23 protein-coding genes, 1 pseudogene and 1 riboswitch are annotated in these 25,012 nt (G+C 70.2%); of the genes and pseudogenes, 12 read left to right on the top strand and 12 right to left on the bottom strand.

All coding sequences use genetic code 11. The annotated features are described in order from the left end of the window. Window positions 1-12: 12 nt before the first annotated feature. The 6 genes from AAD496_RS03355 to AAD496_RS03330 are packed head-to-tail and all read right to left on the bottom strand — an operon-like array spanning window position 13 to window position 6,316. Window positions 13-930 (bottom strand): sugar phosphate isomerase/epimerase family protein, encoded by a 918-nt coding sequence (locus AAD496_RS03355; RefSeq protein WP_349827219.1) that lies wholly within the window; start codon window positions 928-930, stop codon window positions 13-15. A 38-nt stretch (window positions 931-968) separates the two neighbouring features. Next, the gene (locus AAD496_RS03350) at window positions 969-1,922 is read right to left on the bottom strand and encodes a Ppx/GppA phosphatase family protein (RefSeq protein ID WP_349827218.1); all 954 of its coding nucleotides are present in this window, start codon (window positions 1,920-1,922) and stop codon (window positions 969-971) included. Between the two features lie 60 nt (window positions 1,923-1,982). Next, window positions 1,983-2,771, bottom strand: a complete 789-nt coding sequence (locus tag AAD496_RS03345; RefSeq protein WP_349827217.1) for an enoyl-CoA hydratase/isomerase family protein — start codon at window positions 2,769-2,771, stop codon at window positions 1,983-1,985. A gap of 22 nt (window positions 2,772-2,793) precedes the next feature. Next, on the bottom strand, window positions 2,794-3,915 hold the full coding sequence (locus AAD496_RS03340; RefSeq protein WP_349827216.1) for a bifunctional 2-methylcitrate synthase/citrate synthase: 1,122 nt from the start codon (window positions 3,913-3,915) through the stop codon (window positions 2,794-2,796). Then, window positions 3,912-4,817 carry a methylisocitrate lyase gene (prpB, locus tag AAD496_RS03335; RefSeq protein ID WP_349827215.1) on the bottom strand — a complete coding sequence of 302 codons (906 nt, stop codon included), beginning with the start codon at window positions 4,815-4,817 and terminating at the stop codon, window positions 3,912-3,914. Before prpB ends, AAD496_RS03340 begins: the two co-directional genes overlap by 4 nt. Further along, entirely contained in the window at window positions 4,817-6,316 is a 1,500-nt protein-coding gene (locus AAD496_RS03330) for an MmgE/PrpD family protein (RefSeq protein WP_349827214.1), read from the bottom strand. Before AAD496_RS03330 ends, prpB begins: the two co-directional genes overlap by 1 nt. A 206-nt stretch (window positions 6,317-6,522) precedes the next feature. Between AAD496_RS03330 and AAD496_RS03325 the strand changes: the two genes are divergently transcribed. The 3 genes from AAD496_RS03325 to AAD496_RS03315 all read left to right on the top strand — a co-directional run bounded on the left by AAD496_RS03325 (window position 6,523) and on the right by AAD496_RS03315 (window position 10,276). Next, window positions 6,523-7,062: a DUF4916 domain-containing protein gene (locus AAD496_RS03325; protein WP_349827213.1), complete on the top strand. Its 540-nt coding sequence runs from the start codon at window positions 6,523-6,525 to the stop codon at window positions 7,060-7,062. A gap of 115 nt (window positions 7,063-7,177) precedes the next feature. After that, window positions 7,178-7,301: riboswitch (TPP riboswitch) on the top strand. 34 nt (window positions 7,302-7,335) lie between these two features. Beyond that, the gene (locus AAD496_RS03320) at window positions 7,336-7,944 is read left to right on the top strand and encodes an ECF transporter S component (RefSeq protein ID WP_349827212.1); all 609 of its coding nucleotides are present in this window, start codon (window positions 7,336-7,338) and stop codon (window positions 7,942-7,944) included. After that, window positions 7,937-10,276 carry an ATP-binding cassette domain-containing protein gene (locus tag AAD496_RS03315; RefSeq protein ID WP_349827210.1) on the top strand — a complete coding sequence of 780 codons (2,340 nt, stop codon included), beginning with the start codon at window positions 7,937-7,939 and terminating at the stop codon, window positions 10,274-10,276. The genes AAD496_RS03320 and AAD496_RS03315 overlap by 8 nt, the downstream gene beginning before the upstream one ends. Window positions 10,277-10,285: 9 nt before the next feature. Here the strand turns inward: AAD496_RS03315 and AAD496_RS03310 are convergent, their stop codons facing one another. The 3 genes from AAD496_RS03310 to AAD496_RS03300 form a co-directional block, all read right to left on the bottom strand. Then, window positions 10,286-10,882 (bottom strand): hypothetical protein, encoded by a 597-nt coding sequence (locus AAD496_RS03310; RefSeq protein WP_349827209.1) that lies wholly within the window; start codon window positions 10,880-10,882, stop codon window positions 10,286-10,288. 98 nt (window positions 10,883-10,980) lie between these two features. After that, window positions 10,981-11,301, bottom strand: a complete 321-nt coding sequence (locus AAD496_RS03305; protein WP_349827208.1) for a putative quinol monooxygenase — start codon at window positions 11,299-11,301, stop codon at window positions 10,981-10,983. A gap of 46 nt (window positions 11,302-11,347) precedes the next feature. Next, window positions 11,348-12,226 (bottom strand): LysR family transcriptional regulator, encoded by an 879-nt coding sequence (locus tag AAD496_RS03300; protein ID WP_349827207.1) that lies wholly within the window; start codon window positions 12,224-12,226, stop codon window positions 11,348-11,350. A 117-nt stretch (window positions 12,227-12,343) separates the two neighbouring features. Between AAD496_RS03300 and AAD496_RS03295 the strand changes: the two genes are divergently transcribed. The 4 genes and pseudogenes from AAD496_RS03295 to amaB all read left to right on the top strand — a co-directional run bounded on the left by AAD496_RS03295 (window position 12,344) and on the right by amaB (window position 17,147). Then, on the top strand, window positions 12,344-13,192 hold the full coding sequence (locus AAD496_RS03295; RefSeq protein WP_349827206.1) for an SDR family NAD(P)-dependent oxidoreductase: 849 nt from the start codon (window positions 12,344-12,346) through the stop codon (window positions 13,190-13,192). Between the two features lie 171 nt (window positions 13,193-13,363). Then, window positions 13,364-13,927: pseudogene (locus tag AAD496_RS03290) on the top strand (TMEM164 family acyltransferase); the annotation flags it as partial. 310 nt (window positions 13,928-14,237) lie between these two features. Further along, window positions 14,238-15,476, top strand: coding sequence for an NAD(P)/FAD-dependent oxidoreductase (locus tag AAD496_RS03285; protein ID WP_349827204.1), 1,239 nt, complete (start codon window positions 14,238-14,240; stop codon window positions 15,474-15,476). A 69-nt stretch (window positions 15,477-15,545) separates the two neighbouring features. Beyond that, window positions 15,546-17,147 carry an L-piperidine-6-carboxylate dehydrogenase gene (gene amaB / locus AAD496_RS03280; RefSeq protein WP_349827203.1) on the top strand — a complete coding sequence of 534 codons (1,602 nt, stop codon included), beginning with the start codon at window positions 15,546-15,548 and terminating at the stop codon, window positions 17,145-17,147. 42 nt (window positions 17,148-17,189) lie between these two features. Here the strand turns inward: amaB and disA are convergent, their stop codons facing one another. Both disA and radA read right to left on the bottom strand, forming a co-directional pair. After that, window positions 17,190-18,296, bottom strand: a complete 1,107-nt coding sequence (disA, locus tag AAD496_RS03275; protein WP_349827202.1) for a DNA integrity scanning diadenylate cyclase DisA — start codon at window positions 18,294-18,296, stop codon at window positions 17,190-17,192. Between the two features lie 125 nt (window positions 18,297-18,421). Further along, window positions 18,422-19,807 carry a DNA repair protein RadA gene (gene radA, locus AAD496_RS03270; RefSeq protein ID WP_349827201.1) on the bottom strand — a complete coding sequence of 462 codons (1,386 nt, stop codon included), beginning with the start codon at window positions 19,805-19,807 and terminating at the stop codon, window positions 18,422-18,424. A gap of 270 nt (window positions 19,808-20,077) precedes the next feature. On the opposite strand from radA, the gene AAD496_RS03265 reads away from it, so the two are divergent. From AAD496_RS03265 to ehuA, 4 genes are read left to right on the top strand one after another with little or no spacing between them, the layout of a single operon-like run. Then, the gene (locus AAD496_RS03265; RefSeq protein WP_349827200.1) at window positions 20,078-20,998 is read left to right on the top strand and encodes a transporter substrate-binding domain-containing protein; all 921 of its coding nucleotides are present in this window, start codon (window positions 20,078-20,080) and stop codon (window positions 20,996-20,998) included. 15 nt (window positions 20,999-21,013) lie between these two features. Continuing rightward, the gene (gene ehuC / locus AAD496_RS03260) at window positions 21,014-21,733 is read left to right on the top strand and encodes an ectoine/hydroxyectoine ABC transporter permease subunit EhuC (protein ID WP_349827199.1); all 720 of its coding nucleotides are present in this window, start codon (window positions 21,014-21,016) and stop codon (window positions 21,731-21,733) included. Beyond that, a complete protein-coding gene (ehuD, locus tag AAD496_RS03255) occupies window positions 21,733-22,380 on the top strand; it encodes an ectoine/hydroxyectoine ABC transporter permease subunit EhuD (RefSeq protein WP_349827198.1) in 648 nt (215 codons plus the stop codon). The genes ehuC and ehuD overlap by 1 nt, the downstream gene beginning before the upstream one ends. A 4-nt stretch (window positions 22,381-22,384) precedes the next feature. After that, a complete protein-coding gene (ehuA, locus tag AAD496_RS03250) occupies window positions 22,385-23,182 on the top strand; it encodes an ectoine/hydroxyectoine ABC transporter ATP-binding protein EhuA (protein WP_349827197.1) in 798 nt (265 codons plus the stop codon). Window positions 23,183-23,215: 33 nt separating this feature from the next. Here ehuA and AAD496_RS03245 read toward each other — a convergent pair whose 3' ends face one another. Further along, the gene (locus AAD496_RS03245) at window positions 23,216-23,986 is read right to left on the bottom strand and encodes a hypothetical protein (RefSeq protein ID WP_349827196.1); all 771 of its coding nucleotides are present in this window, start codon (window positions 23,984-23,986) and stop codon (window positions 23,216-23,218) included. Window positions 23,987-23,990: 4 nt separating this feature from the next. On the opposite strand from AAD496_RS03245, the gene AAD496_RS03240 reads away from it, so the two are divergent. Beyond that, entirely contained in the window at window positions 23,991-25,010 is a 1,020-nt protein-coding gene (locus AAD496_RS03240) for an HhH-GPD family protein (RefSeq protein ID WP_349827195.1), read from the top strand. Window positions 25,011-25,012 lie beyond the last annotated feature (2 nt).

Below are 25,012 nucleotides of genomic sequence, written 5' to 3'. Positions count from 1 at the left end.
GAGCGCGCGGCCTCAGGCGTCGAGGCCGAGGTGCCGGCGGGCGAAGCCCAAGGACTCCGCGAGCATCTCGTCGCGGGTGCGCTTCGAGACCACGAACCGGGTGTTCACCTCGACGACCACGTCGCCGTGCCAGTCGTGGCGGGCCAGGTACTGGAGGGTCTCCGCCACTGCCATGGTCCCACGTCCCGGGACCAGGTGCTCGTCCTTGAGGGACCCCGCCCCGTCGGTGAGGTGCACGTGGGCGAGGACGGGGTAGAGCTCCTCGACGGCGTCGAGGGCGTTCACACCCGCGGTCGCGGCGTGGGAGAAGTCGAAGGTGACGGCGTCGTAGTCCTGTCCGCGGTTGTCCCAGTGCGGGGAGTAGACGATGACCTCGCGGATCCCGGCCCGCCACGGGTACATGTTCTCGACCGCGAGCGTCACGCCGGTCTCCTGCGCGATCCGCCGGACGCCGGGCACGAAGTCCCGGGCGTAGTCCCCCTGCCACCGGAAGGGCGGGTGAAGGACGACGCACCCGGCCCCGACCGCGGCAGCCAGTCGGCAGGTGATCCGCAACTTCTCCCAGTGGTCCTTGTGGAGCACCCCGGGCATGAACAACAGGGTGGGCGCGTGGAGGCTGAGGACCGGCAGACCCGTCTTCTCGACGAGCCCGTTCATGAAGTCCGGGTCCTGTGTCTCCTCGTGGTTCGTCACCATCACCTCGACACCGTCGTAGCCCAGACGCTCGGCGGTGGTGAAGCACTCCGTCACCGTCATCGGGTAGACCGAGGACGTCGACAGACCGATCCGGATGGGGTGGTCGGAGGTGTGGACGGTGTCGTGGTCGTAGGCCGGGTTGGCGCTGAGCTCCGACCGGTGCCGACGGCTGTCCGCCCGGGCGCGGTTGCGCGCGGTGAGCGGTGTCCTGCGGCGGGTGGTCTCCTCGTTCACGTCCCCGATGGTAGACCCGCCCGCGCCCGAGGCGCCTGTCACGCCTGCATCGCGGTCGTCCCCGTCCCGGCGAGCAGATCGAGCTTGCGCATGATGATCCCCTCGCGCAGGGCCCAGGGGCTGATGCGCATGTGGCTGATGTCGAAGATGGTGAAGGCCGCCTCGGCGACGAGGGCCCCGGCGAGCACCTGCCCGGCACGCGCCTCGGAGACGCCGGGCAGCTGGGCCCGCTCCTCCGGGGTGCGGGCGGCCAGCCGCTCGACGACCTCGTGCAGGTCGTTCCGGCGCAGCTTGCGGGGCACGTAGATGCCCTGGTTGCTCGGTGCGGCCCCGGCGATGCGGGCGAGCGAGCGGAAGGTCTTGGAGGAGCCGACCACCTTGTCCGGACGGCCCACCCGGTTGATGGTCCCGGCGATCCGGCCAATCGTGTGCCGCGCGTGCTTGCGCAGGGACTCCAGATCGGCGTCGCTGGGCAGGTCCGTGGAGAGGAACCGGTGGTGCATCCGGCCGGCCCCGAGCGGCACCGACAGCGCGGCGTCCGGGTCCTCCTCGCGGCCGGCGGCGATCTCCAGGGATCCGCCACCGATGTCGAGGAGCAGGATGTTGCCGGCGGACCACCCGAACCAACGACGTGCGGCGAGGAAGGTCACGCGGGCCTCGTCCTCCCCGCTCATCACCCGCAGGGACACCCCCGCTTCCTTCTCGACGCGAGCGATGGTCTCCTCACCGTTGGGCGCCTCGCGGATGGCGGAGGTCGCGAAGGCGAGGATCTGCTCCGCACCCTGTTCCTCGGCGATCCGGGTGGCGTCGGAGCAGAAGTTCACCAGCCGGTCCTGCCCCAGCCGGGAGATGGTGCCGTCCGGTTCCAGGTTCTCCGCCAGACGCATCACCTCCTTGTGGGAGGTGGCGGGCATGGGCGGGGCTCCGGCATGGGCGTCGACCACGAGCAGGTGGACGCTGTTGGAGCCGATGTCGAGGACGGCGAGACGCATGGCTGGGATTCTAACGTTCGTTCGTGAACCGAGCGGTGCGGGGAGCGAGCGGGGTGCGACTCAGGTGGGGAAGTCGGTCCGGCCGAGGGTGAACTCCGGGGGGCGGCGTTCGAAGAAGGCGGCCTGCCCCTCGGTGATCTCCTGCGCGTAAGCCCCGGCCAGCCAGTCGAGCTGGTCGGCGGTGAAGTCGTGGCCGGCGAGCAGGTGGGCGGAGGCCGTCTGACTCAGTGGTGAGCGGGACGTGATGGTCGCGGCCAGCGCGTACGCGGCGGTCAGCGGATCCTCGCTCACCTCGTGCAGGAGACCCAGGCGGTCCGCACGCTCGGTGTCGATGAGGTTCCCGGTCGTGAGCAGGTACTTGGCCCAGCCGGTACCGACCACCTGCGCCAGACGGCGGGTGGGTCCGGGCGGGTAGACGAGGCCGAGCTTGGCCGCCGTCACCCCGAACCGGCTGCCGGGTGCGGCGATCCGGAAATCACAGGCGCAGGCGAGTTCAGTACCGCCACCCACACAGGTGCCCCGGATCGCGGCGATCGTGGGGATCCGGCACTCGGCCAGGACCGCCTCGGCCTCGGCGTTCGTCGCCCAGAAGTCGGGCAGGGGCACGTCGAGATCGTGGATGTCGGAACCCGCGGAGAAGTGGTCACCGGCCCCGGTGAGGACGAGGACCCGGATCGACGGGTCCTCGTCCACGGCGGCGACGATGCCCGGCAGGGCGTGCCACATGGCCCGCGAGAGCGCATTGCGCCTGTCCTGCCGGTCGATGACGAGGGTCCCGACCCCACCGTCCACGGTGAGGTCGAAACCCTCGACGAGGGGGACGGAGTGCGCCCCCGGTGCTGCTGTCACGACAGGCTCCGCGAGATGGGGCTCACGCCTTCGTGGGGACCTCGCGCTGGTCCTCACCGTCATAGGCGCTGAGCGGACGGATGAGCGCGTTCGAGGCCTGCTGCTCCATGATGTGCGCGGTCCAGCCGGTGATGCGGGACATCACGAAGATCGGCGTGAACTGCGGGGTGTCGAAGCCCATGAGGTGGTAGGCCGGGCCCGACGGGTAGTCGAGGTTCGGGTAGATCCCCTTGCGGTCGACGAACTGCTTCTCGAATTCGGCGTAGAGCGCGTAGAGGTCCTTCGCACCCTTGACCTCGACCATCGCTTCGAAGGCCTTCTTCATCGTGGGCACGCGGGAGTCACCGTTCTTGTAGACCCGGTGGCCGAAGCCCATGATCTTCTCCTTGCGGGCGAGCGCCTCGTCGATCCACGACGAGGCCTTTTCCGCGCTGCCGACCTCTTCGAGCGTGGCCATGACGGCCTCGTTCGCGCCACCGTGCAGGGCACCCTTGAGGGCACCGACGGCGCCGGCGACCGCGGAGTACATGTCCGAGGTCGTCGAGGTGATGACCCGACCGGTGAAGGTCGAGGCGTTGAAGGAGTGCTCGGCGTAGAGGATCATCGACACGTCGAAGCAGTCGACGACCTCCTGTGCGGGCACCTCGTCGAAGACCATCTTGAAGAAGTTGGCCGAGTAGCCCAGGTCGGAGGTCGGGGCGACCGGGTCGAGGCCGTGACGACGACGGTGGTCGATCGCGACGATCGTGGGCAGCTGGGCGTAGAGCCGCTGGGCCTTGGCCAGGTTCGCCTCGGGCCCTTCCGTCTCCGCCTCCGGGTCGACCGCACCGAGGTAGGCGACGGCCGTCTGCACGACGTGCATGGGGTGCGTGTCCTGCGGCAGCGACAGGATGAGGTCGACGAGCTTCTGGTCGACGGCACGCTGCGAGCGCTCCAGCGCCATGAACTCCTCGAGCTGGGACTCGCTGGGCAGCTCACCGTGCCAGATGAGGTACGCGACCTCCTCCCAGCGGCAGTTCGCGGCGAGCTCCTGGACGGGGTACCCACGGTAGGTGAGCGAGTTGGTCTCCTGGACGACCTTCGACACGGCGGTGGTGTCGACGACGACGCCCGCGAGGCCCTTCTTGATCTCCTGCTCGGTCATGAGTGGTTCTCCTGTGAGAAGTTGAAGATGTCGGTGTCGAAGTCGTTGTAGGCCGCGTAGTCGATCGTCTCGTAGAGATCGGCCCGGGTCTGCATGCCCTCGACCAGGGACGCCTGTGTCCCCTCGGCCCGGATGGTCTCCAGGCCCCGCTTGATGGCGCCCATCGCGATGCGCAGGGTCGTCACCGGGTAGATGACGAGCTTCACGCCGACGTCCGCCAGTTGCTGCGTGGTGAAGAGTTCGCTCTTGCCGAACTCCGTCATGTTCGCGAGGATCGGCACCTTCACGCTCGACGCGAAGGTCTCGAACTCGCCGAGGTCCTTCATGGCCTCGGGGAAGATCATGTCCGCCCCGGCGTCCGCGTAGGCGTTCGCCCGGTCGATCGCCGCCTGCAGACCCTCGCCGGCGCGGGCGTCCGTGCGGGCGCAGATGACGAAGTTCGGATCGCGCCGGCCCTTGGCGGCCGCACTGATCCGCTTGACCATCTCCGAGGTGGACACGACCTCCTTGCCGTCGAGGTGCCCGCAGCGTTTGGGGTTGACCTGGTCCTCCAGGTGCATCCCGGCCACGCCGGCGTCCTCGAACTCCTGGACGGTGCGGGCGACGTTCATCGCCTCGCCCCAGCCAGTGTCCGCGTCGATGAAGGTCGGCAGGTTCGTCACCCGCGAGATGTTCCGCCCGTGGTCGGCGACCTCGGTGAGGGTCGTGAGCCCGATGTCGGGCAGACCCTGCGCGGCGGAGAAGGCACCACCGGAGATGTAGACGCCCTCGAAGCCTGCCTGCTCGATGAGCTGGGCGTTGATCGGGTTGATGGCACCGGGGAACTGGACGATCCCGTCACCGGCGAGCAGCTCGCGGAACCGCGCGCGCCGCTCGTGGGCCGGGGTGGTCGCGCCCAACATCAGAAGATCCCCTTCGAACCACTGTGCTCCAGGCCCTCGACGGCGAAGGACAGCTGCCGGACCTCGTCGGGTCCGAGCTCGGTGAGGTTCTGGGCGAGGTCGAGGAAGCGGTTCTGCTCCGCCTCGGTGACGATGCCCTCGGCGAGCGTGCGGAACTTCTCGACGTAGTTCTCACGGACGAAGGGGCGGGCACCGGCGGGGTGGGCGTCGGCCACGGCCAGCTCGTCCTCCAGGACGCTGCCGTCCTCGAACTCGATGACCGCACGACCACCGAAGGCGACCTCGTCCGGGTCGGTCGAGTGGTAGCGACGGGTCCACTCCGGGTCCTCGGTCGTCTCGATCTTGTGCCACAGGGCGACGGTCTCGGGACGGCCGGCACGCTCCGGGGCGTAGGACTTCTCGTGGTGCCAGCCCTGGTCCTCCATCGCGACCGCGAAGATGTACATGATCGAGTGGTCCAGGGTCTCCCGCGAGGCCTTGGGGTCCATCTTCTGCGGGTCGTTCGCACCGGTGCCGATCACGTTGTGGGTGTGGTGCGAGGTGTGGATCGTGATCTTGCGGATCTTCGTGAGGTCGTCGATCTGCCCGCCGAGCTTGCGGGCGAGGTCGATGAGCGCCTGGCCCTGGTATTCGGCCGAGTGCTCCTTCGTGTAGGTGTCGAGGATCGCCCGCTTGGACTCGCCCTTGCCCGGCAGCGGCACGGTGTAGCGGGCCTCCGGACCGGAGAGGATCCAGGCGATGAAGCCGTCCTCACCCTCGTAGATCGGGGAGGGTGCACCCTCGCCGCGCATGGCGCGGTCGACCGCCTCGACGGCCATCTTGCCGGCGAAGGCCGGTGCGTGGGCCTTCCACGAGGAGATCTCGCCCTTGCGGGACTGGCGGGTGGCGGTGGTGACGTGCAGGGCCTGACCGACCGCCTGGTAGACGACCTCCGTCGGCAGCTTCAGCATGGCGCCGATACCGGCGGCCGCGGAGGGGCCGAGGTGCGCGACGTGGTCGATCTTGTGCTCGTGCAGGCAGATGCCCTTGGCCAGGTCGACCTGGAACTCGTAGCCGGTGGCGATGCCATTGACGAGGTCCTTTCCCCCGATGCCGACGTGCTGGGCGACGGCGAGGACCGGCGGGATGTTGTCGCCGGGGTGCGAGTACTCCTTGGCGAGGAAGGTGTCGTGGAAGTCGAGCTCACGGACGGCCACACCGTTGGCCCAGGCGGCCCACTCCGGAGAAATGGTCCGGTCGAGCGGCATGCCGAACACGGTGGCACCCGGCTGCGGGGTGGTGTGGGGCAGTGCCTGCTCGCGGGCGTGGGTGGGGGCCGAGCGCCGCACGGAGGCCGCGGCGACGGAGGCGTTGTCGATGATGCGGTTGATCACCATGTCCGTGACGTCGGCGTCGACGGGCACGGGGTCGGTGGCGACCTCGGCGATCTTCCAGGCGAGCTGGTCCTCGCGGGCGAGGTTCTCGGAGCTCTTGTACGTACGGACATCGTGCTCGATCACGGATGACTCCTTCGTCGCGGACACGGGATCTCCATGGCCGCCGTGTCCAGGTCGTGGACGGTCCACCGGCGCGGATGTGGCCCGCACCATGGATTCTCTCGATGTCAAGATACTTGTGGCGCTGAGATACTGCAAGGGACCGGAGGCATCAGCTTAACGATTGTTCAGTGAGCGGGGAAGGGTGTGTCCTGTGACACCATGCTCCCATGACGCGCACCGCCCTCGATTTCGACGACAACTGGCTGGAACCCGAGGAACTCACCGAGTTCCGCCGCCGCCTGCCGCTCAGCTACGTCAACGCCGTCCCCGTCCGGCTGGGCGACGACGGCGTCGTCACGCGGATCGGCACGCTGCTCGCGTCGATGTCCGACGGTACGCTCGGCCGCGAGATCGTCGGCGGCCGCGTCCGCTTCCACGAGACGCTCCGCACCGCCCTCATGCGCCACGCCGAGAAGGACCTGGGCCCGCTCGCGCTCCCCCAGGTGCCGCCCTCGCTCACGCCCTTCCACGTTGCCGAGTACTTCCCCACCGACGGCGCCGGCCCCTACCACGACCCCCGCCAGCACGCGATCGCGCTGTGCTACGTCCTGCCGGTCACCGGCGAGTGCCAGCCCCGCAAGGACGCCCTGAGCCTCGACTGGCTCACCCCCGCCGAGGCCCTCCGCGAGGACGTCGTCGCCGAGATGCAGGGCGGCCAGGAGCACATCGTCCGCGCCGCACTCACCCACCTGGGCATCCACCCCTGAGTCCGACCCCGCCCCAACCCCGGCACCCCACCGCTTTCCGCCGACCCCGCCGCCGAGGCGCCCTGCCACTCATCCCCCACGTTGCCCCAGTCACGCCGGTCCGGCTACATTCATCGGCACACGACAGGGGAGCGCCGCCCGGACCGATCCGGGAACAGGGGCGCTGAGAGTGCGGGCCACCGCAGACCCTCGAACCTGATCCGGTTAGGACCGGCGAAGGAAGTCGAGTCGCATCTCTTATCCCCTCCTGTCCTCATTCAGGAGGTAGTTCGCATGACCACCGTCATGACACCGTCATCCACCACCCATCGCCTGCGCTGGCGGGTCGTCGACGTCGTCGTCGCCTCGGTCCTCGCCGTCGCGCTCGGCGTCGTCTTCTGGGCCTGGAGCACCGGTTGGAGCGTGCTCTCGCTGCCCTTCGCGGCCTTCCCGCCGGCCGCCGGTCTCCTCACCGGCATCTGGGTCCTCGCCGGTCCCGTGGGCGGGCTCGTCATCCGCAAACCGGGCGCCGCCCTGTACTGCGAGGTGCTCGCCGCTGCGATCTCCGCGGTCCTCGGCACCCAGTGGGGCATGCAGGTCCTCGTGTCCGGGTTGATCCAGGGCCTCGGGGCGGAACTCGTGTTCGCCCTCCTGCTCTACCGCCGCTGGGGGATCCTCCCCGCGCTGCTGTCCGGTCTGGGTGCCGGCCTGTTCCTCGCCGTCGGCGAGAACGTCATGTACAACGCGCTGTGGGCCCCGACCTGGCAGTGGGTCTACGCCGGGTGTGCAGCCGTCTCCGGCATCGTGCTCGCCGGTCTGCTGGCCCACGTCCTCGTCCGCGGTCTCGCCCGCACCGGTGCCCTGTCGGCCTTCGCCGCCGGTCGCACGAACGCGCGTGTCTGAGCCGGTGACCGCCCCGGGACCGGGGACCCTACGGAGGCAGGGCGCCTCGGTCGCGGCCCGGGGGTTCGGGTGGCGGCACGCCGACCGGAAGAAGTGGGCACTGAGCGGGGTCGACCTCGACATCGCGGCCGGGGAGACGGTCCTGCTCACCGGCCCGTCCGGGGGTGGGAAGTCGACCCTGCTGCACGCTCTGGCCGGGGTCCTGCCCGCGGAGTCCGGGGAGGCGGCGGGTGCTTTGCTCGTCGACGGTGAGGCCCCGGACCCGCGTTCGGGGCGCACCGGCCTGGTGCTCCAGGACCCGGACGCGCAGGTCTTGCTCGCCCGTGTGGGCGACGACGTGGCCTTCGGTGCGGAGAACCTGGGCGTACCTGCGGACGAGATCTCCGTGCGGGTCCACGCGGCCCTCGACACCGTGGGGCTCGACGTCGACCTCGACCACCCGACCTCCGCACTGTCCGGCGGGCAGAAACAGAGGCTCGCGGTGGCGGGAGTGCTCGCGATGCGGCCGGGACTCGTGCTGCTCGACGAACCGACTGCGAACACGGACCGGCGCACGTCCCCGCAGATCCGCGACGCGGTCCTCCGGGCGGTCCGGGAGACCGGCGCGACACTCGTCGTCACCGAGCACGACCGGGACCTGTGGGTCGACCACATGGACCGGGTGGTGGAGATCGGGAACGTCCTGGACCCGGGCGACGCCGACCGGGACAGAGGCACGGACGGCGCCGCCGACGGGATGGATGCCACTGCCGTCAGCACTGCCGACGGGACTGCCGACGGGACTGCCGACGGCACCGTCCTGCTGCGGACCCGCGATCTCGTGGTCGGGCGGGACGGTGTGGCGGTCCGGTCGGTTACCGATGTGGAGGTCCGTGGCGGGCACGTCCTCGCTCTCACCGGGGACAATGGGGCGGGCAAGACGACGACGGCCCTCACTCTGGCCGGACTGCTGCCGCCCGTGTCCGGGTCCGTCGAGTGGGTGTCGGACGCTTCCACCGCGGGATCGTCACCCGGGAGCTGGGACTCCCCCACGCTCGCCGCGCGGATCGGCACCGTGTTCCAGAATCCCGAACACCAGTTCCTGCGCGGGACGGTCGCCGGGGAGATCGAACTGGGTCTGAGGACCGCCGGTGTCCCGGAGGAGGAGATCGGACCTCGGTCCATGGCCCTGCTCGCCCGGGTCGGCCTCGACGACCTCGCCCTCGCCCACCCGCACACCCTGTCCGGCGGGCAGAAGCGGCGATTGAGCGTCGCGTGTGTACTCGCCGCCACACCGGACGTGCTCGTCCTCGACGAGCCGACCTTCGGTCAGGATCCGCGCACCCGGGCGGCGCTCGTCGAGCTCTTCCGTGAGGAACTGGCCCGCGGGACCGCGCTCGTCGTCGTCACGCACGAGGAGGGGTTCCCCGAATCCCTCGTCCCGGCCGAACGCCTGGAGACCGTGCGGTGGGAGGAGGACCCGGTCGGGAGTGCGGGTGAGGAGGTCGAGGACGGGGCGCCTCGGGAGCGGGAGCTCGACGGTGCCGGTTCCGCGGTGCCGGTGTCCACTCCCCTGCCGGTGTCCACCGAGGAGCGGGCGGCACACCGGTTCGATCCGCTGGCGAAGATCACGGCGGCGTTCCTCGTGACGTTCACGGTGCTCGTGAGCGTGGACGTGGTGAGCGCGGGGATCCTGCTGGTGGCGGCCCTCGCGGTGGTGCCGGCGGCCCTGCCCTGGCGGGTGTTCCTGGCGCGGACGTGGTTCCTGCCGTTGGTGGCGCTCTCAGCCGGGTGGGCGACCCTGTTGTTGGCGCCGCGGACGGGCGAGGTGATCGTGGAACTCGGGCCGCTCGACGTGACGACCGGGACGGTGACGGCCGGCGCCGCGATCGCGATCCGTGCACTCACGCTCGCGGTCCCGGCGGTGCTCGTCGCGGTGTCGACGGACCCGACGGACCTGGCCGACGGGCTGGTGCAGAAGGTGCGGTTGCCGGAGAGGTTCGTCCTCGCCGCGCTGTCGGCCGGCCGCCTCGTGAGCCTGTTGTTCGCCGAGTGGCAGGTGCTGCGCTCGGCCAGGCGGGCCCGCGGTGTCGGTGCGACGGGCCCGGTGGGGAAGGTGCGGGAGTTCTTCCCGCTCGCGTTCGCGCTGCTCGTGCAGGCGGTGCGGATGGGCACGCGCCTGGCGATGGCGATGGAGGGCCGCGCCTTCGGGACCCCGCACCGCACGTGGTCGCGCACCGTCGTGTTCCGTCGCCGGGACGGACTCCTGGTGCTCGGGACGCTCGCGGTGTGCACGGTGGCGGTGGCCGCCGCCCTGTGGGCCGGGACCTGGAACCCGATCCTGGCGCCCTGAGGGACGGGGTCACCGGCCGTTCAGCCCGACGACCTGCGCCAGCAACTCCTTGAGTTCGGCCTTGCGCGTGGCCACCGACCCCTCGTCGGGCAGGCCTGCGACCTCGACCCCGATCGAGGACTTCTCCGCACCGTCCTTTCCCGGAGCCTTCGCCCCGATCGTCACGGAGACCTTGGAACCGTCGGCCAGGTCGACGCGCCAGTACCGCCACTTCTCGGTGGAGGAGGTCCGGGCCTCCCCCGCGAACGGCACCCCGAACAGGGCGCCTCGGGAGCGCTCCTGGCCGCCGAACACCTGCTCGACCGCCGCGAGGGCCGTGTCCCGGTCACCGGGGAAGGTCTTCGAGGCGCTCGCGGACCAGGCCCCGTCAGACCGCTGGCCGGGGCGCCGCCTGCCGATCTCCTGTTCATAACCGACGGCGGCGCCCTGCGCCCACCACCCGACGGTGTCGACCCGGCCGGTGAGCAGGTCCTCGGCCACGCGGGCGAGCGCGGCGTGGTCGAGGGCGGCACCGCCGGCGGCGTCGAGACCCGCGACGATCTCCGTCCAGCGCAGACCGCTGGCCTTCTCCAGTGCACTCGGGTCGTATGCCTTGGTCCCGGACATGGTCACGCCTCCTCGGGTGGGTGCCGACGGCTGCGTCGGCGGTGTGCCCCGGTCCAGCCGACGCGCACGAGGCGTGCCTGGAGGACCGGGGTGATCGTTCAGTCGATCTGCAGCTCGCCCATCGTGTCCCAGCCGTCACCCTCGACCTGGCGGGAGAGGATCTGCGGCGTGGACTCCAGGTGCGGCTTCATGGTCTCGAGACCGGCGGAGAAGTGCCCGCTCTGCACGTGCGGTGCGGCCCCCTCGTCGGTGAAGGCCTCGATGAGGATGTACTCCTGCGGGTTCTCCAGGCTCTTGGACCACTCGAACCACAGGTTGCCCTCCTCGGCGCGGGTGGCCTCGGTGAAGGGACGGACGATCTCCGGCCAGGAGTCGACGGATTCGGGCTTGACGGTGAACTTCACGGTGATCGCGTACATGACACCCAGCCTAATCCGCGCCGCGACGGCGGAACAGGCCCCCGCCTCACCCCGCGAACACCGTCCGGAGCGCGTCGACGACGGTGGCGACCTCGGGCCGGGCGGCCATGTCCTCCCGGGCGATCACGACGATGTCCCGCCCGCTCAGTTCCACCGGTTCCACCAGACGCACCGAGGCAGGAGCGAGCGACATCATGATCGGGGTCGCCAGCGTGAAACCCATCCGCCCACCGACCATCGCGAGCGCGACGGCCGAGTCCATGACGATGTGCGACTCCCGCGGCGCGATCCCCGCCTCCGCACAGGCGAACCGCAGACCCCGCCCGAAGGTCGTGTCGTTGGGCGCGAGGATCCAGTCGGCCTCCTGCAACTGCTCCGGCGTGGGGTCCGGATGGTCCCCGGGCACCACGAAACCGAACCTCTCCCGCCGCACCACCTCCATCAGGAGTCCCCGCTGCGGCGCCAGCGGCGAGGCCGGGTAGTCGATCCCGAGCCCGACGTCGATCCGCCCCTCCTCCACCGCCTCCTGCATCTGCTCGACGTCCACCTCGCGCGCCGGCAACTGGATCCCGGTCCCCGCGAGCTGGGCCCGCGTGGGCGCGAAGGCCACCACAGAGGCCGACCCGAACACCCCGAGCGTCACGACGGCACCCCGTCCGGCCTGCCCGCCGCGGACCGCCTCGGCGGCCTGGGTCTCCGCCGCGAGGACCGCGCGGGCCCGCGGCAGCAGCAACCGGCCCTCCTCCGTGAGGACCAGGTGCCGACCCCGGTGCACGACGAGATCGACGCCGACCGCCCGCCGCAGCGCGCTCATGTGCTGGCTGAGCGCGCCCGGTGTGTATCCCAGCTGCGCGGCCGCGCGCGTGAGCGTGCCGTGCTCGGCTACCGCCACGAAGGTCCGCAACTGCCCCAGCGTCCACTGCATGGCCGCAGGCTACCGCCACCGCCGCCGAGGCGCCCTGACCCGAACCCCGACGCAACCGGAGCGTCCCGGCCCGGACACTCCCTTCCCGTATCCGGACCCGGGTGGAAGGGTGGGGGTATGCGAACCCTCGTCATCACCGGAGCCAGTGACGGGATCGGCGCGGCCGCCGCCCGGATCCTCGAAGGCCCCCGCAACCACCTGGTTCTCGTGGGCCGGAACACCGACAAGACGGCGGCGATCGCCCGGGACACCGGGGCCGACGCGCTCACCGCCGACTTCACCGATCTCGCCCAGGTGCGTGCGCTCGCGACGACCCTGCTCGACCGGTATCCACGGATCGACGTGCTCGCCAACAACGCCGGTGGTCTCTACGCCGGACCGGAGCTCACCGGTGACGGGTTCGAGAAGTCCTTCCAGATCAACCACCTCGCGCCTTTCCTGCTCACCCATCTGCTCATGGACCGGCTGATGGAGAGCCGGACGGCGGTGGTGAACACGTCGAGCTTCGCGTCGATCCTCTACGCCCGGCCCGACCTGGACGATCCGCAGACCCTCGAGGGCTTCACGGAGAACCGGGCCTACGGGAACGCGAAGCTGTGGAACATCCTGTTCACGAAGGAGCTGCACCGCCGGTTCCACACCGACTCCGGACCGGGCATCGACGCCGTCGCGTTCCACCCCGGGGTCATCCGCACGAACTTCGCCGCGGACGCCGGTGGGTACCCGCGTCGTGTCTATCACTCGGTCGTCTCGAAGTTCCTCGCCTCGGCGCACCGTGGCGGGCAGAACCTCGTCCACTTCATGACCGGGATCCCGGGGCGGACCTGGGAGTCCGGCGGCTTCTACGGGACGAACTTCCGCCCCATGCGCACCCACCGGATGGCCTCCGACCCCGCAGCCGCCCACACGCTGTGGGAGACCAGCGAGGAGATGCTCGGACTTCCGGCGGATCCCGCCACCTCCTGAGATCCGGCGTCCCGTGGGGAGTGCGGGGCGCCTCGGCGGCGGGGTGGGCGTGCGACCCTGCTGGTGATCGCGGTGGTGAACTGGGGCATGTCGACGTGGTTCACCTTCGACCGGATCGCCGATCCCGCTTACCCGGACTTCGAGTTCGACCGGAACTGACCCTTCCACTTCTGCACACTCGTGACGATCCTGCTCGTGCCGGCGGTGTGGTTCCGCTCCGAGCGCCTGCGCCCGCTGCACACCCTGTTGTTCTTCCCGGCTGCGCTCGCGGCGTTCCTCGTCCTGTTCTACCTCGTCCATGCGCTCAACGTGCTCCTGCCCTTCGTCCACGCCGCGCTCGGGTACTACCGCCCGCGGTACGTCGACGCGCTGTTGTCACTCCTGTGGTTCGTGGTCCTGGCGCTGGGCGTCCTCGTGGTCAACCTCGTCGCCCGGGCGTTCGTCGACCCGCTCGCCAACTACATGTACATGTTCGATCCCGAGGCTGCGGGGATCCTCGTGGTGCTGTGGGACCTCATCAGGATCCCTCTGCTCTACGAACTGCCCCTGTTGCCGCTCCTGGCGCCGGTGCTCCTCGCCATGGTCGCCGCCCAGCGCGCGCTCGAACACCTGGTGGGAGGGACGCGTGGGCGCGGGAGTCAGCGCGAGCGCGGACCCAGCGAGTCGAGTGTGCGCAGTCCGGCGTCCGACCGGGGCGAGGCCGCCGATCCGCGCACAGTGGATTTTCCGTCCTGATGACCCTTCCGAAGGTACAACGTGCGCACCCTCGGAAGGTGCAACTTGCACCCCTGAGGAAGGTGCAGTTCGCACCCCTGAGGACAGAGCGACTCACCCGTACCGAACCCCGGGATTCCACTGTCGACGGATTGGCGTCCGACCGGGGTGCAGACGCCATTCCTTCCACAGTGGAATCTCCCATTCCTGGCCACACACCCGACCATTCAGCATCACTGAAAGGTCGGCGCACGATCCGTCGATTGTCCCGACGGCCGTGAAGGTCGCAGGCTGGTGAGACAGCTCACCACCTCTACCCCCGGAGGTCCCCGTGTACAGCGCGACTCCCCCACCCGACACCGATCCGACCGGCGCGAACCCACCCACCCCGGACACCACCACCGCCCCGCCGGCCGTCCGGGGCACTCTTCCCACCAGCGCCTCGGTCGTCGTCATCGGCGGCGGGATCATGGGCGTGGCAGCGGCCCACGAACTCGCCCGGGACGGCGTCGACGTCGTCCTCGTCGAGCGGGACGCCCTGGGCTCGGGTTCGACCTGCAAGGCCGCCGGAGGCGTGCGTACCTCCTTCTCCGACGAGACGAACATCCTCCTCGGTGCACACTCCCTGGAGACCTTCCGCAGGTTCCCTGAAACGTTCGGGCAGGACATCGACCTCCACACGCCCGGCTATCTGTTCCTCCTCGCCGACGCGGAGTCCGCCACGGTCTTCGAGGCGAGCACCCGTCTGCAGAACGACCTGGGCATGCCGACCCGGATGGTCTCCCCCGCCGAGGTCGCCGCCCTCAACCCCTGGGTCCGCACCGACGACCTGGTGGCCGGCGCCCTCGACCCCGCCGCCGGACACTGCACACCGGAGTCCGCCGTCGCGGGTCTCGCCCGGGCGGCCCGTGCCGCCGGGGTCCGCATCCTCACTCACACCTCCGCGGCCGAGGTGGTCGTCGAGCACGGACACGTCACCGGCGTGCGCACCTCCGCCGGGGACATCGCCTGCGACCACGTGGTCTGCACCGCCGGGGCCTGGTCGGCAGGTGTCGCCGCGACCGCCGGGATCGACCTGCCCGTCACCCCGCTGCGTCGGCAGATCGCCGTGACCGACGCCGTCGACTTCGATACCCGCGACCTCCCCTTCACCCTCGACTTCGCCACGAGCTTCTACTTCCACGGGGAGGGCGCGGGTCTCCTCATGGGCTCCCCCGAGCGCACCGACCTCCACGACTTCGACATGCGTCAGGACCCCGCCTGGCAGGAGTACCTGGGCGAGCTCCTCGCCCACCGCGCCCCGGCACTCGGCGACGTCCGGCTCGCCTCCGGGTGGGCGGGGCTCTACGAGTGCACCCCCGACCACAACGCGCTCATCGGCTCGGCCCGGGAGGTCGAGGGGTTCCACTACGCGTGCGGGTTCTCCGGCCACGGGTTCCTCCAGGGCCCGGCCGTCGGTGTCGTCCTGCGCGACCTCGTCCTCGGCCGGGCTCCGGAGATCGACGTCTCCGGACTGTCCGTCGAACGCTTCACGACCTCCGCACTCCGTCCCGAGGTCAACATCATCTGACCTCGCACCACCGTCTGACCTGCCCCCACTCGCACCTCCACCCGCACGCCATCCCACGGAAGGACCACCATGACCTCCCCCGCAGCACACCTCCCGACCCACGAATCCGTCACCGCCTACGCCCACCATGCGTTGCGCGCCTGCGGCGTCGAACCGGATCGCCTGTTCGTCGATCCCGCCGACGATGCCGCAGGGAGCCCGGCACGAACGGTGCTCCCGGCGCCCTCGCCGATCACAGGGCGCCCCGTGGGCCACCTGCGCGCCGACGGCTCAGGAGACGTAGACCGGACCATCGCCGCCGCACAGACCGCCTTCGAGGCGTGGCGGACGGTCCCGGCACCCACCCGCGGGCAGATGGTGCAGCGCTGGGGCCGCCTGCTCGCCGAGCACAAGGACGACCTCGCGGCACTCGTCACCGTCGAGGCGGGCAAGACCCCTTCGGAGGCCGCCGGCGAGGTGCAGGAGATGATCGACATCTGCGAGCTCGCCGTCGGGCAGTCCCGCCAGTTGTTCGGCAAGACCCTGCCCTCCGAGCGCCCCGGCCACCGGCTGATGGAGACCTGGCACCCGCTCGGCGTCGTCGGGATCGTCACCGCCTTCAACTTCCCCGTCGCGCCCTATGCGTGGAACACCGCGCTCGCGCTCGTCGCCGGCGACACGATCGTGTGGAAGCCCTCGGAGTCGTGCGTGCTCTCCGCGCTCGCGACGAACGCCCTGCTTGAACGGGCCGCCGCCGAGGTGGGTGCCCCCGAGGGCCTCACCCACGTCGTCGTCGGCGGGCGCGAGGTGGGCGAACAGGTGGTCGACGACCCCCGGATCGCCCTGCTCTCGGCCACCGGTTCCGTGCGGATGGGCCGGGAGGTCGGGCCGCGGGTGGCCGCCCGGTTCGGCCGGGTGCTCCTGGAACTCGGCGGCAACAACGCGGCGATCGTCGCACCCTCGGCGGACATGGAGCTGGCGCTACGCGGTGTCGTGTTCGCCGCCGCCGGGACCGCCGGGCAGCGGTGCACGACGCTCCGACGCCTCATCGTGCACGAGTCGGTGGCAGGCTCCCTCACCGAGAAGATCGTCGCCGCCTACCGCACGCTCTCGATCGGCTCGCCGATGCCCGGTGGCGCCGGCGAGGGAGGCACCGGGGGCGAGGACGTCCTCGTCGGCCCGCTCGTCAACGAGGCCGCCTACCGACAGATGCAGGCCGCCCTGCGGACCGCCGAGGAGCAGGGCGGGCAGGTGCTGTGCGGCGGTGGCCGCCTCTACGACGCCGAGGCGCCCGGTGCGTTCTACGTGGAACCCGCCGTCGTGCGGATGCCGGGGCAGACACCGATCGTCGAGGAGGAGACCTTCGCCCCGATCCTCTTCGTCATGGAGTACGCGGACCTCGACGAGGCGATCGCACTCAACAACGGCGTGTCTCAGGGGCTGTCTTCGGCGGTGTTCACCTCCGATCTCGCGGAGGCCGAGAAGTTCCTCGCCGAGTCGGACACCGGGATCGCGAACGTCAACATCGGGACCTCCGGGGCGGAGATCGGCGGCGCCTTCGGCGGGAACAAGGAGACCGGGTGGGGCCGGGAGTCCGGCACCGACTCCTGGCAGGCGTACATGCGCCAGGCGACGAACACGATCAACTACTCCGGTGAACTCCCCCTGGCCCAGGGCGTCGAGTTCCTCTGAGCCCCGCTCCCGAGGCGCCCCGTGGCCCCGGCGGACCGGACCTCAGCGGTCGGTGACCTCGGCGACGAGGTGGTCCAGGCCCTCGCGGACCATCTTCGCGCGGTTGCCGCCCACGCCCTCGACCTCGAGGAGTTCCTCCGTCCGCGCGGACAACAGTGCCGGGAAGCTGGGGAACCGGTCGACGATCCGGTCGACGACGACCGGTGGGATCCGACGCATGGCGGCCAGCACCCGGAAACCTCGTGGGCGCACCGTGGTGTCGAGGGCCTCGGTGGACGCTGCGGTCCCGATCGCGTGGGCGATCCTGTCGACGTCGATGAGGTCCGACCCGTCGAGGGCCGCCAGGTTGGACATGGCCGTCTCGATCGACTCGTGCCCGGGGATCTCCCCCAGGTAGTCGCGCAGCAGGTTCTCCTGCGTGCCGGCGAAGGAGCCGACCAGTTCCTCGTGCTGGAGCGTGACGAGCCGGCCGTCGACCCCGAGCTCGAGGATGTACTCGCGGATCTCCCCGCTGATGCGTCGGACCATCTCCTGCCGTTGGAGCACGGCGATGACGTCCGCGACGGTCGCACGGTCGACGACCTCCAGATAGGTGAGGGTCTCGGCCACCTCGTCGAGGCGCATCTTGTACCGCTCCAGCGTGTCGAGCGCCTGGGCGGCGTGCGAGAGCAGCCGTTCGGAGTGCTGCAGGACGTGGCGCTGGTCGTGGACGTAGAGCTGGACGATCTGCATCGACTGGCTCACCGAGATCACGGGGAACCCGGTCTGCTTGGCCGTGCGTTCGGCCGTGCGGTGGCGGGTACCGGTCTCCCCGGTGGGGATCGAGGGGTCCGGGATGAGCTGGACACCGGCGGCGAGGATCCGCGAGGCGTACCGGTCGAGGACGACGGCACCGTCGAGCTTGGCGAGCTCACGCAGGCGGGTGGCGGAGAACTCGACGTCGATGGGGAACCCACCGGTGCTGATCGTCTCGACGACCTTCGAGGTCCCGAGGACCACGATCCCACCGGTGCGACCCCGCAGGATCCGTTCGAGCCCGTCCCGCAGCTGGGTTCCGGGTGCGACCTGGGCCAGCGTCTCGAGCATGAGCTCGTGGCTGGCGGTCTCCGCTTCGGCGGCGAGGGACGCGGAGGTGGAATGAGGGCGCACGGGCGGGGCCTTCCGGTTCTCGGACGGGGATGTCCGTTCAGGCTACCCGCACGCAGCACCACCGCACAGGGGGAAACCCACCACTGACCGGCCACGGCGCTTCCCGTCCGCTCGGTGCCGCCGGATCAGTCCGCGGGTGACCCGGCACCGGCCCGCGCGCGGGCGGGCATGACGAGGTCCATGGCGTCCTCAACGGTGTCGACCTCACGGACGCGCAGGGACTCCGGCACACGGGCCCCGTCCAGGGCACCACGGGCGACGATCGCGTTCACGATCCCCTGCCGGGCCGCCTCGGCGAGGCGGAGTTCCACGTCCGGGACGGCGCGGACCTCACCGGACAGACTCACCTCCCCGATCGCGACCAGGCGCCCGTAGACCTCCGTGTCCGCCACCGCCGAGGCGAGCGAGAGGCACACCGCCAGGTCCGCGGCCGGCTCCGTGATGCGCACCCCGCCCACCGTCGCGACGAAGATGTCCGGGTTCTTGGTCTCCACCCGCATCCGTTTGCTCATGACGGCGGCCATCATCGCGACACGGCCGGGGTCGACGCCGGTGACGTTGCGCCGTCCCGGACCCTGGGAGCTCAGGTCGACGAGGGCCTGGATCTCGACCGTCATGGGGCGCCTGCCCTCCTGGGTCACGGTGAGGCAGGTGCCCGGGGTGGGCTTACGGGACCGGGACAGGAACAGACCGGATGGGTCCGGCAGACTGCGGATCCCGGCCTCCGTCATGTCGAAGCAGCCGACCTCGTCGGTGGGACCGAAACGGTTCTTCGCGGCCCGCAACATGCGCAGGCGGGAATGCCGCTCCCCCTCGAACTGACAGACGACGTCGACCAGATGTTCGAGCAGACGGGGCCCCGCCACGTTCCCGTCCTTCGTGATGTGCCCGACCATGACGGTCGGGATGCCGTGGTCCTTGGCCGCGCGGATGACACCGGCGGCGACCTCCCGGACCTGGGTGACACCGCCGGGCACACCGTCGACCTCCGCCGAGGACAGCGTCTGGACGGAGTCGATGACGAGGAAGTCCGGTTTGATCTCCGAGAGCATGCCGAGCACGACGCCCAGGTCGGTCTGGGCGGCGAGCAGCAGGGTCTTCTCCAGGGCACCGATCCGTTCGGCCCGCAACCGGATCTGCCCGGAGGACTCCTCACCCGAGACGTAGAGGACGATCCCGCCCTCCCGCGCCGTCCGGGCACAGACGTCGAGGAGCAGGGTCGACTTGCCGACGCCGGGCTCACCTGCGAGCAGGATGACCGCGCCGGGCACCAGTCCACCGCCGAGCACCCGGTCGAACTCACCGACACCGGTGGGCCGGGCCCGGGCCAGGGTGGCGTCCACGTCCGTGATGGGCGCGGGCTTCTGCCCGTGCGGGGTGGGCTTGGCCTTCGTCCGCACCGACGAGGCGGCACCGGTGTTCTCCTCGAGGGTCCCCCACTCCCCACACCCGGGGCAGCGGCCCAACCACTTGGGGACCTGGTGACCACAATCCGTGCACGTGTACGCCATACACCCCAGTCTTCCACCCGCCTCGGACACCATTTCCGTGGGCCGGTTCCGTGGGCCAGGCCGACTCAATACTTTCCACCGTCCATCACATGTGACACACCACACATAACGATCCGGTCGCAATCAGTGCCCGCGGCACAGATCCTCCGTGCGTCCCACACATCTGTGGCAACGTGGCACCGAACACACCCGGTCGCACCGACGGCTCGTACCGACGGGTCGCACCGGGCCAGACGAGCAGAACCTCGACGGAATACAGGAGAAAGCACGATGACGTCCCGACTCCACCCCACCGATCCGGCACCCACCCACCGGACCATCACCCGCACCCGCGCAGGGCTCGCCGGACTGGGAGTCCTCGCCCTCACCCTGGTCGCCTGTGGTTCCGGCGGCGACACCGAGGCCGATTCCACCCTCGAACGCGCCCAGTCCGAAGGCACGATCACGGTCGCCGTCGCCAACGAGCGCCCCTACTCCTGGGTCGACGAGTCCGGGGAGGCCACCGGCGCGACGATCGCCATGCACGAGGAGATCTTCGGCAATCTCGGAATCGAGGACCTCGAGGTCGTCGAGGTCGACTGGAACTCCCTCATCCCCGGTCTCAACGCGGGCCGGTTCGATGTCATCAGTGCCGGCATGTCGATCCTCCCGGACCGCTGCGCGCAGGCCGCCTTCAGTGAGCCGGAGATCATGTACACGACCACGCTCCTGGTCCCCGAGGGCAACCCGAACGACCTGTCCGACCTCGACTCGGTCGCCGCGGCCGGGGACGTGACCCTCGCCGTCCAGTCCGGTGCCATCGAGGAGGGCTATGCCGACGAACTCGGGATCTCCGACGTCGTCAAGGTCGACGGGGCCCAGGACGGCTGGGACACGGTGTCCAACGGCCGCGCCGACGCCTTCGCGCTCACCGCGGTGTCCCTGGAGACGATGGTCTCCGACTCCCCCGACGCCGGCCTGGAGACCACCGGCGCCTTCATCCAGGAGATCGACGGCGTGCCCCAGGAGGGTGCGGGCTCCACCGTCTTCCGGCAGGACGACACCGCTCTCCTCGAGGCCTACAACGAAGAGGCCTCCACGATCCTGTCCGACGAACAGGCCTACCTGGACCTCGTCGGCGAGTTCGGCTTCACCGCGGAGAACCGCCCGCCGGAGGACCTCACGGCGGCGGAACTCTGCGCCGCGGAGTGATCGGGCGGACCCTTCGTGACCGACAACCTCCAGGCACTCGCCCGCGCGTGGCCGCAGATCCTCGAGGGCGTGGGCATCACCCTGTGGCTCACCGTCGGCGGCGCACTCCTGGCGCTCGTCGTGGCGCTGGCCCTCGGACTGGCCTCGTGCACCACCTCGGCGACACTGCGGGTCCTCGCCCGGATCGTCATCGAGTTCTTCCGTGGCACCTCGCTCGTGGTCCAGTTGTTCTTCCTGTTCTACGTGCTGCCGCTGTTCGGCGTGGACCTCCACCCGATCCTCGTGGGTGTCATGGGACTGGGCCTCAACTACGGGGCCTACGCCGCCGAGGTGGTCCGCGGTTCGATCAACGCCGTCCCTTCCGGCCAGTGGGAGGCCTCGATCGCGCTCAGCCACTCCCCGGCCCAACGCATGTTCCGCGTGATCCTGCCGCAGGCCTGGGCCCTCATGATCCCCTCTCTCACCAATCTGCTCATCCAGTTGCTCAAGGGCACCGCGATCGTCAGCTTCATCACGCTCGTCGACCTCACGGTCCAGATCGACAAGCTCCGCGTGGAGTCCGGTGACACGTTCTTCGCCTTCATGGTGGGTCTGCTCATCTACTTCGCGATCGCCTACCTGCTCACCCTCCTCATGAATGCCCTGGAGGTCCGCGCCAAGCACCGCCTGGGCCAGGGTGAGTCGCTGCGGGACGTCCTGTCCTTCCGGGCACCCGCCAAGGAGGTCGGCTCCTGATGCAACTCTGGAACTGGGACTATGCGCTGCAGGCCCTGCCGGAACTCCTGCTCGCCTTCGTGCAGGTGACACTCCTGGCCACGGTGCTCGCCAGCCTCATCGCCGCGACCCTCGGACTCGTGATCGCCGTGACCCGGCGACTGGCACCGGCCCCGATCGCCGCCGTCCTCACCTTCTGCGTGAATTTCGTCCGGATGACCCCGGTGGTCGTCCAGCTCATGTTCGTCTACTTCGCGCTCACCGCCGTCGATCCCCTCACCATCGGCATCGTGGTCCTCGGGGTCCACTACGCCACCTACATGGCCGAGGTGTACCGCGCCGGCATCGACGCCGTCCCCCCGGGACAGTGGGAGGCGGCCACCGCGCTGAGCATGTCCACCCGCCGTACCTGGGTGGCCGTCGTGATCCCGCAGGCCGTCCGCTCCACCCTGCCGGCCCTCGGCAACTACGTGATCTCCATGTTCAAGGACACCCCGTTCCTCATGGCCATCACGGTCACGGAGATGGTCCGCACCGCCCAGGAGTTCGGCGGCCAACACTTCCGCTACATGGAGGCCTTCACGATCGCGGGCATCATCTTCCTGCTCGCCAGCTACCCCACGTCCATGCTCCTCCGACGATTGGAACGCCGCCTTGAACGCTACTGACAGCGTGCCCGGTCCCATTTCCGGGGACGATCCTGACCCCACCCCCGCCATCCGGTTCGACCGGATCGAGAAGCGGTTCGGCGACCACGTCGTCCTCCAGGACCTGGACTTCACCGTGGCCAAGGGCGACCGCGTGACCCTCATCGGCCCCAGTGGGTCCGGCAAGACCACGATCCTGCGCCTCGTCATGACCCTGGAGGAGGCGAACGGCGGCTACATCTTCATCGACGGCCACCCGCTCACCCACGTCGAGAAGGACGGCCGCCGGGTCCCGCTCAAGGAGAAGCACCGTGTGGAGATGCGCAAACGGATCGGCATGGTCTTCCAGCAGTTCAACCTGTTCCCCAACATGACCGTCCTGGAGAACATCATCGAGGCGCCCGTCCACGTCCTCGGGATGTCGAAGTCGGCGGCCGTCGAGCGTGCCCACCAGCTGCTTCAGAAGGTCGGTCTGGCCGACAAGGCGGACGCCCACCCCACCCGCCTGTCCGGCGGTCAGCAGCAACGCGTGGCGATCGCCCGGGCACTCGCCATGGACCCGGAGATCCTGCTCCTCGACGAGGTCACGAGCGCCCTCGACCCCGAGATCGTCGACGAGGTGCTCACCATCCTCACGGATGTCGCCCACGAGACCGACATCACCATGCTCATCGTCACCCACGAGATGCAGTTCGCCCGCGACGTGAGCAACCGCGTCCTCATGTTCGACCACGGCCGGATCATCGAGGAGGGCACACCGCAGCAGCTCTTCGAGAACCCCCGCGAGGAACGCACCCGTGCCTTCCTCTCCGCGGTCACCTGAATCCGACGCCGCCGAGGCGCCCTGCCCGGAGCATCACCCCTCGCCGTCGGTCTCCGCGTCCTCCGCGGACTCCGTCTCCTCCGTCGGCTCCGGCCCGGGTGGTGCCCGGAGCGTGAAGGCCACCGGCGCACTCTCGATCTCCCCGAGCTTCACGATCAGCTCGTAGTCCCCGGCCGCGAAGTCCTCCTCGCCCGTCCGGGTGCAGTCGGAGTCGATGGGGATCCGGTTCCACGGCAGGGACGAGGACTTCTCCGCTCCGGCCGCGAACACCTGTTCGACCTCGGCGTTGTCGCCGTCGGCTTCCGGGTCGGCGCACCACCGGGAGCTCCACACGGTGTCGCCCTCGTGCTCGACCACGTACTCCTGGTCCTTGGTCCCGACCGCCACCAGGCAGGCGTTCTCGTGGTCGTTCGTCACGGTGAACCGGAAGGTCACGGAGTCGTCCGGCCCGTACTCCTTCTTGTCGGTCCCACCGGTCACGACCACCGCCTCCGTCGGGCACCGTCCGCTCGCCGCCGAGGCGTCCGGGGAGGGTGCCTGCGAGGTCGATTCGGCGGGCGCCTCGGCGGGCTCTTCCGCCTGCTGTTCGGCACGAGCCTGCGCGGACTTCTCGATCTGGGAGGAGATGCCCTTCACCAGCAGCCAGATCCCGAGCCCCAGCAGGACGAGGACGAGGACACCGGCGATCAGCACGGTCAGTCGCCTGCGCGCGTAGACTGCCGAGGGCTTCCGGCCGCCACCCCGGGGACGCGAGGTCCCGCGCTTCGAGGTGGCGGGCCGACGATTCGTGTTGGAAGGAGACATCACCGTGAGCCTAGCGGAGGACAGTCGCGTCGAGCAGGTGACGCGCACCGTCGTCGACTGGTTCGCCGACAACGCCCGGCCCCTCCCCTGGCGGGAACCGGGCACCTCCGCGTGGGGGATCCTCGTGAGCGAGGTGATGAGCCAGCAGACCCCCATGACCCGGGTGGCCCCGCGCTGGCTGGCCTGGATGGACGCCTGGCCCACTCCCGCCGACCTCGCCGCCGCACCCACCTCCGAGGTGCTCCTGGCCTGGGACACCCTCGGCTACCCCCGCCGGGCCCTGCGACTGCAGGAGTGCGCGCAGGCCGTGGTCGACCGGTTCGACGGCGAGGTGCCCGCCGACGAGGAGACCCTTCTCGATCTCCCGGGCATCGGCGCCTACACGGCCGCGGCCGTCGCGAGTTTCGCCCACGGACGACGGACCACCGTCCTCGACGTCAATGTCCGCAGGGTGCTCTCCCGGGTGTTCGACGGCATCCAGCACCCGCCGACGGCCCTGTCGAAGAAGGAGACCCGCTGGGCCTCGCGGTTCGTGCCCGACACGGACCACGTCGCGTGGAACGCCGGGACGATGGAACTCGGCGCGGTCGTGTGCACCTCCCGCAATCCGGCCTGTGACACCTGCCCACTCGCCGCGCACTGCGGGTGGCTGGCCGCGGGCCGTCCCGCCGCGCCCGCCCGCAAGCCGCGCACGCAGGCCTGGGCCGGCACCGACCGGCAGCTGCGCGGGGCGATCATGAAGGTGCTGCGGAATGCCTCGGCGGCGGGTCCCGCTCCCGGGGCGCCCTCCGACCCGCCCGGCACCGTCCCGGTCCGGTTGTTCACCGTGTCGACGTCAGAGTTCACGGAGACCGACGAGGCCGCCGCCGAGGCGCTCCCGGAGGCGGTCCGCACCGCGTGGTCGGTCGTCCGCGAGCTCGGCACCGCCGAGCGGATCTCAGGGCTGGTGGCCGACCTCGTCAACGACGGGTTGGCCGTCCGACGCACCACCGCCGACGGCACGCAGGTGCTCGCGCTCCCCTGAAT

Origin of the sequence: Brevibacterium litoralis (genome assembly GCF_040212315.1) — a bacterium.
Classification (GTDB): domain Bacteria; phylum Actinomycetota; class Actinomycetes; order Actinomycetales; family Brevibacteriaceae; genus Brevibacterium; species Brevibacterium litoralis.
Note: the sequence above shows the minus strand (reverse complement) of the source record. Positions and strands in the feature narration are given on the sequence as shown.